Source organism: Clostridium muellerianum (assembly GCF_012926525.1).
Classification (GTDB): domain Bacteria; phylum Bacillota; class Clostridia; order Clostridiales; family Clostridiaceae; genus Clostridium_AM; species Clostridium_AM muellerianum.
The window spans coordinates 62342-75672 of sequence record NZ_JABBNI010000021.1; the positions used below are offsets into that span (position 1 = coordinate 62342).

Consider the following 13331-nt stretch of genomic DNA (forward strand, 5'->3'; position numbering starts at 1 on the left):
TATTTTAACCTCCCTCATAATCTTTAAAAAGATCAATTCACGGAATCCATAAGTATTCATGGCATTGGTAGGCCTTCTATCAATAATTTCATGGAAATTGTACTTAAAAAACGTCCTTGCTTATAGTTTGTCTATCAAACAATTATATACATAGTAGCATTGTTTGATCGTAATGTCAACGATATCATGACGTTATCTAAGATACTCATTGATTTTTATTTTTTAGGGTTTTATATGCAAACTTTCTCCACCTTAATACTACGCCTCAACATTGACAAACCATAAAAATCTAGTATAATCAAACTAGTTACACATTTAGAGAGGGGGGGGAGCATTGGATTTTCATAGTAAGGATGTTAACGATATTTTTGCCAACCTTGATAAAAAGGTTGGGATTGTATTCCGACACCAAATGCTGATGTCGGTTTATCAGTCGATTCCTAGAGATTATGATCTGGGGTTCTTCATGAGCGAAGTGGAGATTCACGCTCTAGGCTTCATCCAAAAAGAACCAGGAATGACAGCTAAACGGCTAGGCCAGCTCACCTACCGTACGAAAGGAACCATATCTTCCATGCTATCGCATCTGGAGAAGGAAGGCTTTCTCGAACAGCGGATCAATCCTGAAAATATGCGGGAACGTAGACTCTATCTTACTTCCAAAGGTGAATTCGTGTGCGAACAGCATGACGCCTTCGATCGCAGAACCACCTACAACTATCTTATGGAAGCTGCAAAGCACTGCACGTTGGAAGAGATCAACGGTTTTTTCAAGGTAACACACTATCGAAGTGAATACTTCGAAAAGGTCATTGAGGAAGAAAAAGCAAAATACTCCGCATCACAAAAAAAGGCTAAGCAATCGGACGACTGATATCCCAGCCGTCCTTATTCTTATACACACAGCACATGCACAATCTAACGAGTACAAGTTGATAGTGCCAATCAAATAACCAAGAGCAAGTTACAGATTGACTCCTTCGTTTTGTACAAAATCTAATAAATTCTCCATTTATCTTAAAATTAAATCCTTATTTCAACTTGGATTCGACAAGTAAATTTTTCAGAGCTAAAAAAATCTACTTATATCAATATCTATCGTCAGTACTTGCCGAATCCAAGTTCCTCACAGTGTAACCTCATGTGATAGTCTATAATATTCATATCAAAAATTTCCTACTTCTTTTACTTTTCTCGATATCTCTTCTTTTAATTCCTTTGTATAACTTTTCCCTTTCATCATTTACCTCCAATCACTTTCTACATTATAATAAATGTATTAGTAATTTTCAAAACCAATTTAGGGGCTTAAGAGAAACCATATATAGTATTATGTTTTTACTTTGCTGATACCAGTTAATTAAATTAAATGAGACTGTTGCAATAAGTAATTTATATAATATATGTTGTTTAAAAATTACAAATTAAGACAACATATATTACCTTTTACTCTCAGCGCAACAGCCCCATTATTATCAATATCCACTATTTGTAAACAATCATATAACAATAGTTATAAGAAACATGAATCCAGTTCCAAAATAATTTATCTATATTTATTTTATATAATTGTCCAAAGTTGCTTTTAGTCGTTCTAACCCCTCATAGATATACTTTGTTGGGCATGCTAAATTCCAACGTTCAAAACCTGCTCCTGCTTCTCCAAAAATGTGTCCCTCATCAAAGAACAATTGTGCTTCCATACGAAGAATACGTTCCAGTTCACAGTACTCAATTCCAAGACCATTAAAATCCATCCACAGCAGATAGGTTCCTTCCATATCCATAATCTGAATCTGAGGAAATTCCCTTTCCATGAATTCTATGATAATTTTACGATTTTTATCGACTAGTGCAACAACCTGTTCAAGCCACTCTTCACAGTATTCATAGCCGAGACGACATGCTTCATATCCTAAAATGTTACATTTAGGATTAGTTGTATGAGTCATAAGTTCTGTCTCAAAAGTCTTACGTAAATCTGGATTAGGTATAATAACATTAGCAGTCTGCATACCAGCTAGGTTAAAAGTTTTACTTGGTGCAGTGCATACAATAGAATGTTGTTCAAATTCTTCGGAAATAGCACCAAATACAGTATGTTTAAATTCAGGACTGATAAGATCATTATGGATTTCATCTGAAAAAATCATTATGTCATTGTCAATACATATGCGACCTATCTTTGTCAATTCTTCTACTGTCCACACACGTCCAGTTGGATTATGTGGGCTACACAAAATCAAAAGTTTTGTATTTGGATCTTTGGCTTTTGCTTCAAAATCTTCGAAATCAATAACATAGGTACTTCCTTTTCGAACTAATTTATTTTCTACTAGAACACGATTATTTCTAGAAATTCCAATATACATAGGATAGTATATAGGAGTCATCAGCATAACACCTTCTCCTTCTTTAGTAAAGGCTTTTATAGCTGCAAAAAAAGCATCAATAACACCATGAGTATCTTTTAACCATTCCGGATTAATATCCCAATTGTGACGTCTTTTCGTCCAATTGCACACAGAAGTTTTATATTTATCATTAGGATTAGCATAGCCCAATACATTATTATCAATAAAATCTTTTAAACCTTTTTTGATTTCTGGTGCTGTAGTTAATTCCATATCTGCAACAGAAAAAGGAATAACACCATCCTTGGTATCAGGATTAATTTCTCTCATTTCATCCCATTTCTTGGAACCTGTCCCATAACGGCTAACAACCGTTTCAAAATCATATTTTTTCATAACTTACCTCCTAAATTTTCTCTTAAATGACCTAGTCATTTAAGTACACATGATACATATAACATTAATATTTTAAAATCATATGTATCATGATTAAATATTTATTATAGCTTTATATTTACTTATTTCATAATTTAAAAAAAGTAACTAACTCCATACAACTATTTTTCTTTATCTTGTTCTTTTACACATATATAATTTATCTTATAAGAATGCCAAAAGCGGTGCTGCTACTAACATACAACCGGCAAGCACAACAAGCGCTAATGATGCATGTTTAAACTTTGCTAAAAACGGAACCTTGTATACTAAATATGTAGGAATTAAGCAATTCACCAATCCATATATTGGTCCAAATATAATGATAAACTTTACAATTGAGAAGTTTATCAGGATAACATACCAAGGAAGAAGAATTGCAACAGCAAATATTCCATACTTTACCATCGTTTTGTTTATTTTTTCTTCTGGCAAAATACGATGAAGAATATTCATGATCAAACCTTGAAGAGCTTCACGAAATCCCAAAAATGCTCCAAAGAATGCAGTCATAATTGCAAAAATATTTAAAATCAAGCTAAAAACCTTTACTGTATTGCCAGGTATTCCTTGGGCAACCATAGCTAAAGCTGAAATATTTTGATTATATGCTGCTATAGCTTGTTGTTGACTCATAGCAAAATTAAATGAAATCGCATAAAAGAAAACAGAGATAAATAAGATTGTATATGCTATATTCATAGCTCGTATAGCTTTATATTTGGCTAAAACAATAGAATCATTATGTGTTCGATAAGAAATTACCATTGGACTTAAACACTGTACGAATAAAATAGAAGTTATCGTAAATGGCATCATGATAATAGCTTGTTTTATCAAATATCCAAAATTGGGAAAATTCACAATATTGGCTACGCTCCAATGTTGCATCATAATAAAAGCTAAAACAACAATAACACTTAATTTAGTAATTACCATTCCTGAAGCAATCTTAAACAAAAATTTTTCTCCTTGAGATGCTAAAGCTACCAAAATACAAATAACTGCTAATCCATAGAGTGGAGTTCTACCTAAGTTAGTACTTGTTACACCAAAAGAATGTAAAAATGTAGCACTGTCATTTGTACAAGCAATTGAATAAGTAAAGATTGCCTTAATCAACATTAAAAAATAGACAAACCCTAATATCAATCCCCAATTCTTACCTAAATAGTCACTAATAATACTAGGGTAACTTTCACACTTTGGTGATACTACCAATGTATTAATATATAGTCGTTGAGACAACCATAATGCTGGATAACCAATCAGTCCAGAGAACAAATAAACCCATATGCCTACTCGACCTACCTGTACAGGTAAAAATACAATTCCAGCTCCGATTGCCATACCAATACACATAATTACCCAACCAAAATCAGTACTGTTAAACTTTGTTGCTGCTTTCCATTCTTCTTCAGTCATACCAGCTTCTTCTGCATAGTTTCTTGGTAAGGACAGTTTTTTTACTGATCCTACTTTTTCATTAATCACAAGTTTTCCCTCCTATTTTGTAGTTTACATTAGTGCATTTTAATATTATATATGTATAGTGATATTTTGAAACAACATTACAGTAAATAAATTATCATAAAAATAATTACATACTTTTTATAAGAGAAATTTTTAAGTTTTCAAATTCTATGGCTTTAGATCAATATCTAACCTTTATAAGCAATTACTTCTACTTCAGCTAATACTTCTTTTGGCAACTGTTTTACAGCTACACAAGAACGTCCTGGTTTTGATGGAAAATATTTTCCATAAACTTCATTAAATGCAGCAAAGTTATCCATACTAGTTAGAAAACATGTAGTTTTTAATACCTGATCCATTGTAGCTCCTTCTGATTCCAATACTGCTGCAATATTTTTCATTATCTGCTCAGTCTGCTCTTCAATAGTGTTTCCAGCAACTTCACCTGTTACAGGATCTAATGGAATCTGTCCGGATAAGAATAAGAATCCACCAACACACTTTCCCTGAGAATAAGGTCCAATAGCAGCAGGTGCTTTTTCTGTACAAATTGTTTTAATGTTATTCATAATTATTTCTCCTCTTTCTTTAACTTTTTTTATTTTCTCTATCATATAAATTTTGGGAAGACACTCTATAATTCCAATCGTTGTAGTAAAATCATACACTTTGTAATGATATTTTAGTCATTTTTATTCTTTTATAGAACGCAGTAATCTCTTTTTTTACACAAGCTTTTTTTCTCCATATTCCTAACCATCTGAAGAATAGCATCTTATGTACTACAGTTATGTACCGCTCTCTCCTATGTTCCTTTTACAATATCATGAAGTGTAGGCAAATCTCCTGCATTTCTTCCGTAATGCACATATAATATACATCCATCTTTTGCAATAGCAAAAGCTGCTGGCAGCTGAAAAGGATCACCACTATCTATTCCATGAACATATCCTGCCTGTTTAGCCATGTCTACTTTTTCAAGAGAATTGCCACCTAGCATTTCTTCCCTAGATTTTGCTTTCGGTACAGCAAACATGCTATAAAGTACTTCTTCTAAATCGCATATAATGGGAATGTCTAATAGCTGTTTAACTTTAGACATTTCATCTAAATCAGACTGTACTACAAATGCCAGTTCATAAGGACAATCCTTCCATTGACGATATTCTTCTGCCAATCGTTCAATCTCATATTGTGCTATAGTACAACCGTAAAACCTATGCAGAACTAGAATCAGTGGTTTTTCATTCATAAGGTCAAAGAGATTGTGCAATTTTTTATTTTGTATTTTAACACTAACATTGTCTATAAAATGTCCCACTTGTTTTTTTATTTAAATCACCTCCTTTTCTTTAGTTATTTAAAGCTGTACTAGGCAATATTTCAGTTAGTATTGCATACATATATTTTCCAATTATATCTTCTGCTCAAACTTTAACTCATTTTGAAATAAAAATTCTTCTCTAAATATCTCCTAGCAATACTTATTTTTTGATTTTTGTTATACAGGATTAGGTTCATTCAAATCCTTTACATAAATAATCTCACTAAGAATAATATTGTGTCAAAAAAAACACACACCATACCATAACAGTAGATCTTTTGATAAACTCAGTTCAAAAATTTAAACATAATTTAAGCTTTTCAATGATATTTGTTTCGTCAATTGAACAAAAATAGTTTTTAATTTTCAATTGCATAGGTCTTCATTTTGTGATATTATTAATAAAAATTTTAATTTTGAAAGAAATAGATATATTTTGGTTTACCAAGGATATCTGATACTATGCTTGAAATCATGATATTTGATACTGTTAATAAATTATCAATAAAACAGATATGGTAATCAATTTTCAACACTTATATTACTTACAAACAAAAATAGAGTATACAGGTGCTAACTAAATACTCATACTTTACTGATAGTCGTTATTTCAACAAAGATTGGCTTATATGATCATTTGCACACTTATTTGTACTTAAAAGACTAATCTTCACATGTTTTTATACGGATTATAATAAAGTATAATCACACTCACCTCACCATACTCTATAGTGTACATCTGTCTACTTTTCTGTATTATTAATGGTAATTAGCAAGTTTAATTACTCCTTCATTAATTTTATGCCTTGAGCATATTGAAAGGAATGATTGTTTTTTATGAACAAGGAAGTTTTTCAGGAAACATTAAAAAATAACCCTTTTTCTTCACTAAATGATCTTGTTTTTAATACTATTCTTCAAGATATAGTTACTATTGGCCTTACTCCTGGAGAAAAAATTTCTTCCCTTCACATTGCGAACCAATTAGGAGTTAGTCGATCACCAGTAAAAATTGCTATAGAAAGACTTCTATCTGAAAAACTTATTATAAGAAGCGAAAATGGAAATTTGAATGTTGCTCCTTTAAGCAAAGAAGATCATTTGTACATCTGCGAAACAAGGAAGATAATAGAAGGCTCTGCATCATTTTATGCTGCAAAAAGAATAAACAATGTTGAACTGAAAGAGTTAGAAAAAATTTTAAAGAAAGCGGATAATATACTATTATCTCATATTGATAGCAATTTAAATAATATAGGCAATTTAATCTTCCTAGATATTCAGTTTCATTCTAAAATATTAAATGCATGTAGAAATCCTTATATTATTGAGATGTATGATAATATTAAAAATAGAGTTCAAAGATATAGCTTTTATCAAAAGTATAGATACAAACATAATTTAATGTCAACAGATTTTTTTTACGAAAATAATAGAGAACGTTATGCAATCTTAAAAGCAATTGAAAACGGATTATCTGCAATTGCACAAAGTGAAATGGAATTTCATATAGATAAAATGAAATGGAATTTCTCATAGATAGAATTTTACACACAAGTCAAACTTCATGAGCCTTCAAGATACCTATATCCATTTCACATTCTCCTGCTTTATTTCTTATATATCAACATGGCTATCTACTTCACTTTTAACTGTTAGACCGTATAGATCACTTCTCCAGTGTACATCAGGTCGCCATATCCATCAAGCAAAAGTTTTTTTCATACTTACACCTTATAACAGAAGTTTCAGCAAAAACACCAAAAACTCCTGAACCTAGTATCACATCGAATTTTACAGTGATTAAATAAGTTTATAAGTAGATAATGCAATAATCAAAGATTCATTATATGTGAATACTATATCTCTTTAGCTTTAAAAATACACTGTATTGCTGAAGACCCAAAATTAGATATTACTAACCCTAAGATTATTATTATACCGCCTAACCACTGTATTATTGAAAGTCTCTCATTAAGGACAATTTGTGCTGTAATGAGACCTGTTACAGGAACAAGAAGTGATAGCGGTGCTACTTTACCAGTTGGATACTTTCCAAGCAATTTATTCCACATTCCATACCCAAATAGCGTTGCACAAAATGCCAAATAAAGAACAGAAAATAAAGACAATATATTCAAATTACTCAATGATCCCAATAATGTTTTCGGTGTATCCAATACCAAGGCAATTATTAGAAAAGGTAATGGAGATACAAGACTCGACCATACAACCACACTTAACATATCTATTTTTTCGCCTTCTGAAGCTGCTTTCTTAGAAGCATATCTTATTATTATATTTGAAATTCCCCAAAAAGCAGCTGCAATAAGTGTTAATACAAATGCTCCAAAAGGAATTGAAGATAATCCATTAACTCCAATATTTCCACCTATAAGACACAGTCCAACTCCAGCCACTGAAAGCCCTATTATTTGAGATCCCTTCAAGGGTTCTTTTAACAGCACAGCCGCAAATATAAATGTGAAAAAAGCTTGAGCCTGAAGAACAACAGAAGAAACGCCAGCTGGCATTCCAATATTCATTGCATAAAATAAGCAGGAGAATTGTCCAACTCCTACAGTCATTCCGTAAGCAACAATGTATTTCCATCCTACCGACGGACGTTTTACAAAGACTATTGCAGGCAATGCTGCAAATATATATCTCAATGCAGCCAATAACATAGGTGGCATACCATTAAGTCCTAATTTTATAACTGTAAAATTAGCTCCCCATACTATCACAACTAATAATGCAAGTATTAAATCTTTTCTTTTCATAACTATTATTTTCCTCTTTTCTTTCTAGTACTTTTGTTGACTATATTATATCAACATTCTATAATATTTAAATATATTAATAAATTTATTATTAACTATAAGAAATAATAGTGAAGGAGTGATTTTCATTGTATAAACATAAATTAGAGAAGGAAATTAAATGTCCTCTTGAATACGGTTTGGATGTGTTTGGAGGAAAGTGGAAATCAAGGATTATTTGCGTGTTGGCAACTAATGGTATAATGCGCTACAATGAAATCCGAAGGGAGTTGTCTAATATCACAGATGCAGTTTTGGCTGCAATGCTTAAAGAGATGATAGCAGATGAAATTCTTAGTAGAAATCAGTATAACGAAATGCCTCCAAAAGTAGAGTATTCTTTAACTGCCAAAGGTAAATCAGTTGTACCAATACTTCAAAGTATTTGCCACTGGTCAGGATCTTATAAAAAAGTCGATGTGGAAACTGCACTGACTCCATGTAAAAGTTGTAGTCAAATATAGGAAATATTCCTTAAAAAATAGCTGGAAATAGCTGATCGCTGTCTCCAGCTATTTTTAAATATAACTATTATTTTCAATAGTAACTAATAAATTTATCAATACTTGTTTTTATAATTGAATATAGCTACAATATAGTTGACCCGGGGAAAATATAAACATAAATAGTATACACTTAAAAAATAAGGAGGAATTTCTAATGAAAAACTTAAACAAGAATGTTATCGACCTTTTAAATGATCAATTATGGTATCTTGGAACATATTCTGATGAACCTAATGCAGTACCTGTATTATTTAAAGAAATAACAGCTGAAGGAAAATTAGTCATTGGGGATGTATTTCTTCGTATGACTCTTGAGAATATTAAAAAGAATGGTAAAATAGCTGTTTCTGCATGTGATGCGAAAACTATGGAAGGATATCAAATCAAAGGAACTGCAGTTCATTTAACAGATGGTGAACTAGTAGATAAATTCAAAAAAATTGTATCTAATGCAATGAATAATGCAGTAACAGCAAAAGGTGTACTTGTTGTAACACCAGAACAGGTAATTGTTACAACTCCAGGAGCAGACAATAATAAAGAGTTATAAATTTTTATATTAGCTGAATGATATGAATATATTATTTAGTAGTTTTTGAGTTAACCTTGCAATAAAGCCCCCATCTTATTAATCCTATAAAAAACAGAACCTTGTTCAGGTTCTGTTTTTTGTGTGTTCATTTATTATTTAGGATAATTGTTGTTTTAAAGCTTCTGCTAGTTGAGCTTGACAAGATTTGCGGAAAGTGAAGTTAAAACTAAAACTTCTACTACATCTTGCGTCACAATATGCTTATTTTATCTATGACTAAAGTTGAAATATTTAATTAGCATTTTCTTTCCCATCAACTTCTTTATTGTTTTCTTCCTTCTTTTCATTAGCATTACTTGTAGCCTTATTTAAGAAATCCATAATATTAACACCAGTTAATGCTTCTACAGTTTCAGGGAGCTGAGACATAATATCACTTACATACCCTGTAACCTTTGCAGCGCCTGTACCCTTTCCTTCACCTGATCCATTGTCAACAATAACAATTTTCTCAGTTTTAGATAATGGTTCTGAAACAGCCTTTGCAATTTCAGGTAATTTTTCTATAATCATTTGAGTCATAGCAGCATCATTATATTGCTTATATGCTTCTGCTTTTTTCATCATAGCTTCTGCTTCTGCTTTACCTCTTTCTCTAATAATATCAACTTCTGCCATACCTTGAAGTCTTAATGCTTCAGATTTTGCTTTACCTTCTAATTCAATTGCTCTTGCTCTTGCTTCTGCATCAGCAATTTCCTTATATTTAACTGCATCTGCTGTTTGAACACTCATATATTTATCTGCTTCTGCCTGCTTTTTAACAGTGGCTTCAAGTTCTCTTTCTTTTCTCATTGCTTCTTTTTCAGCAAGTTCAATTTCTCTTTGCTTCCTTGTAATTTCTACTTGAAGTGAAGCATCTGCCAATTCTTTTTCTTTTTCCTTTTTAGTAATTTCTACCTGAACCTCTGTTTCAGTTACTTCTCTCTTAGCTTTATTAGCTTCAATTTCATAAGCTAAATCAGATATAGCCTTAGCTCTTTCCTGTTCTTTTCTATAATCTTGCACTTTTAATTCTTTGTCTTTTGTAGATTCAGCAATTTGTGTTTCTGATAAAAGTTTTGCAGCTTCACCTAATCTAACTGCTTCTGCTGTTTTTATTTTTGTTTCCTTTGCTGCTTCTGCTTCTGCAATTTGTGCATCTCTTTTTACAGCTGCTATTCTTGGTTTACCAAGTGCTTCTAAATAACCATTTTTATCTGAAATATCTTTGATAGTTAAAACCTTTAATTCTAACCCCATTTGTGCTAGATCTATTGCTGCAACTTCTTGAACATGAGATGCAAACTTTTCTCTATCTCTGTATATTTCTTCGATAGTCATTTTTGATACAATTTCTCTAAGTTTACCTTCCATAACATTCTTTGTGGTGTGTTCGATAACTTCAAGAGTATGTTGAAGTCCATTTGATGTATTAAATTGTTCTGCTGCAGATAAAATTGAATCTGTATCTGATTTTACCTTTACAACTGCAACTCCATCTGCAGTAATTCCTACGCCTTGTCCAGTTAATGCCCCTTCTATACGAACATCAATCTGCATATTTTCTAAAGAAATCTTATCTGTCCTTTCTAAAAGTGGAACTACAAATCCACCACCACCAGTAATAACTCTTTTTTTAAGTCCTGTTATAACAATAGCCTTATCTTGAGGTACTCTTTTCCACATAGAAAAAATTCCTATAATAAGAAGTAGTATGACTCCTACAATAATTGCAGGAATAAAAATAGTTGACATAATTAGCACTCTCCTTTTAATAAACTTTAATTTTCAACCTCTAAAGGTTCAACATAAAATACATTACCTTTAATTGAATATATCATTACATCTTTTCCTTGAGCTATGGATTTTTTGTTAACATGTTGTGCTGGAGCATTATACTTGCTTCCATTAACGGTATAGGATATAGTTCCAAAGCTATTCTCATATATTGGTGATATAACTTTTGCTTTCATTCCTATAAGTTTATCCTGGGAAACTGCACTTGTATTTTGAGCCTTATATAGTGGTACCAGAACAAATCTATACAGTAAAAAAGAAACAAATAATCCTAAAACAAAAGCTACTGCAAATATAAGTATTGCATTTAACTTATATCTAGTTCCTAAAATTCCAATACCGCCAAACACAGTAATAAAAGAAACTATAGTTATAGGTTTTAGTGGAAAAAGTGAAAATCCATTTAATCCACCATGAGTATCAGTATGAATATCAATATGACTGTCAAAATGAATTGCTCCAAATAAGTCTCCAATTACAAATGTTACTAGGGTATATATAACCCCTACCCAAAACAAAATTGTATAAGCATTTTCCATATAATCCCCCCTCTTATAATCAAATCATATCATATATAAGATATCTCTACTAATGAAACTTTAAATTTATAGTAGGTAAGTTAAATATATACTAATTTATATTATATGATTATGTATTGTATTAAGCGGTATTAATTATCTCTTTATGTTGATTTAATTATATTATTGTTGTATAAAAAATACAATTGCCATTTCAGCTATAATTTTACATAAAAAGCTTAAAAATAATAGTCTACATGTATAAACATTGTAGACTATCACTTTTGCTTCCTTTTACTCTTGTATAATATATTTATTAAGTATTGACTTACTTAACCTTTTAATTTTTCTTTAATTCCAAGTCCTATCTTTTTTACTGTAGGTAATATTAATTTAAATTCTTTTGGAATATCCTGTGTCAGACTGTACTCTGTATCTTCTTCAGAACTTTCGCTATCTTTAAAAGCATACTGTACTATTAGCTTTTCTTCATCTTTACATATTAAAATACCTATAGAAGATTTATCTTCCTCTTTCTTCAATTTACCATCTATTAAAGAAAGATAAAAACTAAGTTTCCCCAAATATTCTGGTCTAAACTTACCTATTTTTAATTCAATATTTACATAACATCTTATATCTAAATTATAAAATAGTAATCCTACATAATAATCCCCTTCTTCTATTTTAATATGATAATTACTTCCTACAAAAGCAAAACCTGAATGAAGTTCAAGGAAGTATTTAGTAACATAACTTTCAAATTGTTTTTGTAAATCTTTTTCTTCTGCTTCATCTAAAAACGTCAGAAAATCAAGCATATAACTATCTTTTGTCAGTTGAATTGATATATCTTGCTTTGATGTTATCTCTTCAATATAATTATTGTCTTCATCTACATTATCTACTATAGGTTTATTTTCAATATCATCATTACACTCACTTTTACTATTTTCATCTTGATTAATATCTTCACTATAATTATCTTCTTCTAAAGTATTATTTAAGTTCTGTTCCTCACAATCCTCAAGTTCCAATTCTATTTCACAAATAAGAGTATTTTTGTCCCAGGAATTTTCTATAATTTTATTTATGTAATATACCTTCTTATCATAATCACTAACTTTATCCATCAAAATTATATTATGCGACCAACTAATTTTTGAAGCAACTTCCCTAACAAATTCTTCATCTGTATATGCTTCAGCAAATTTGCGCATGTACCTTAAATTTCTCTCCGAAAAACCTTGCATACTTGGGAATGCTATTTTTAAATCCTTTGATAACTCATCAATAATTAAATCTTCTAGTACTCCCTCTGTCTGTTTGTTCAAAATCAAATTTCCAATACTCCAATAAAGCATAAGTAATTTTTTATTTACTGATACTACAGCCTTCTGCTGTGAGTCAATTATTTTATCTTTTAGTTCATTAAAAAAAGTAACATAACCTTTATCATATTCCCTTAACATTAAAGTCACCTCATAATTTCTTAATAGCTTAAGTTGATTATATCCCAATATAC

General features: G+C 30.9%; 12 protein-coding genes. 4 read left to right on the forward strand and 8 right to left on the reverse strand.

Going from position 1 to position 13331, the window contains the following annotated elements:
• Positions 1 to 334: 334 nt before the first annotated feature.
• A complete protein-coding gene (locus HBE96_RS11975) occupies positions 335 to 874 on the forward strand; it encodes a MarR family winged helix-turn-helix transcriptional regulator (RefSeq protein ID WP_169297985.1) in 540 nt (179 codons plus the stop codon).
• A 682-nt stretch (positions 875 to 1556) separates the two neighbouring features.
• On the opposite strand, the gene HBE96_RS11980 is transcribed toward HBE96_RS11975, so the two are convergent.
• The 4 genes from HBE96_RS11980 to HBE96_RS11995 all read right to left on the reverse strand — a co-directional run bounded on the left by HBE96_RS11980 (position 1557) and on the right by HBE96_RS11995 (position 5586).
• Positions 1557 to 2750, reverse strand: a complete 1194-nt coding sequence (locus HBE96_RS11980; protein ID WP_169297986.1) for a MalY/PatB family protein — start codon at positions 2748 to 2750, stop codon at positions 1557 to 1559.
• A gap of 204 nt (positions 2751 to 2954) precedes the next feature.
• Positions 2955 to 4283 carry an aromatic amino acid transport family protein gene (locus HBE96_RS11985; RefSeq protein ID WP_206154913.1) on the reverse strand — a complete coding sequence of 443 codons (1329 nt, stop codon included), beginning with the start codon at positions 4281 to 4283 and terminating at the stop codon, positions 2955 to 2957.
• A gap of 167 nt (positions 4284 to 4450) precedes the next feature.
• Positions 4451 to 4834: a RidA family protein gene (locus HBE96_RS11990; protein ID WP_169297987.1), complete on the reverse strand. Its 384-nt coding sequence runs from the start codon at positions 4832 to 4834 to the stop codon at positions 4451 to 4453.
• 236 nt (positions 4835 to 5070) lie between these two features.
• The gene (locus HBE96_RS11995) at positions 5071 to 5586 is read right to left on the reverse strand and encodes a redoxin domain-containing protein (RefSeq protein ID WP_169297988.1); all 516 of its coding nucleotides are present in this window, start codon (positions 5584 to 5586) and stop codon (positions 5071 to 5073) included.
• Between the two features lie 840 nt (positions 5587 to 6426).
• Between HBE96_RS11995 and HBE96_RS12000 the strand changes: the two genes are divergently transcribed.
• Positions 6427 to 7128 carry a GntR family transcriptional regulator gene (locus HBE96_RS12000; protein ID WP_169297989.1) on the forward strand — a complete coding sequence of 234 codons (702 nt, stop codon included), beginning with the start codon at positions 6427 to 6429 and terminating at the stop codon, positions 7126 to 7128.
• Between the two features lie 320 nt (positions 7129 to 7448).
• On the opposite strand, the gene HBE96_RS12005 is transcribed toward HBE96_RS12000, so the two are convergent.
• On the reverse strand, positions 7449 to 8372 hold the full coding sequence (locus HBE96_RS12005; RefSeq protein ID WP_169297990.1) for an EamA family transporter: 924 nt from the start codon (positions 8370 to 8372) through the stop codon (positions 7449 to 7451).
• A gap of 128 nt (positions 8373 to 8500) precedes the next feature.
• On the opposite strand from HBE96_RS12005, the gene HBE96_RS12010 reads away from it, so the two are divergent.
• Positions 8501 to 8875 carry a winged helix-turn-helix transcriptional regulator gene (locus HBE96_RS12010; RefSeq protein ID WP_169297991.1) on the forward strand — a complete coding sequence of 125 codons (375 nt, stop codon included), beginning with the start codon at positions 8501 to 8503 and terminating at the stop codon, positions 8873 to 8875.
• Positions 8876 to 9071: 196 nt separating this feature from the next.
• Entirely contained in the window at positions 9072 to 9467 is a 396-nt protein-coding gene (locus HBE96_RS12015) for a pyridoxamine 5'-phosphate oxidase family protein (RefSeq protein WP_169297992.1), read from the forward strand.
• Between the two features lie 273 nt (positions 9468 to 9740).
• On the opposite strand, the gene HBE96_RS12020 is transcribed toward HBE96_RS12015, so the two are convergent.
• From HBE96_RS12020 to HBE96_RS12030, 3 genes are all read right to left on the reverse strand, one after another.
• A complete protein-coding gene (locus tag HBE96_RS12020; RefSeq protein ID WP_169297993.1) occupies positions 9741 to 11246 on the reverse strand; it encodes a flotillin family protein in 1506 nt (501 codons plus the stop codon).
• A 26-nt stretch (positions 11247 to 11272) separates the two neighbouring features.
• Positions 11273 to 11827 carry an NfeD family protein gene (locus tag HBE96_RS12025; protein WP_169297994.1) on the reverse strand — a complete coding sequence of 185 codons (555 nt, stop codon included), beginning with the start codon at positions 11825 to 11827 and terminating at the stop codon, positions 11273 to 11275.
• Positions 11828 to 12138: 311 nt separating this feature from the next.
• Positions 12139 to 13278, reverse strand: coding sequence for a PDDEXK nuclease domain-containing protein (locus tag HBE96_RS12030; RefSeq protein WP_169297995.1), 1140 nt, complete (start codon positions 13276 to 13278; stop codon positions 12139 to 12141).
• Positions 13279 to 13331 lie beyond the last annotated feature (53 nt).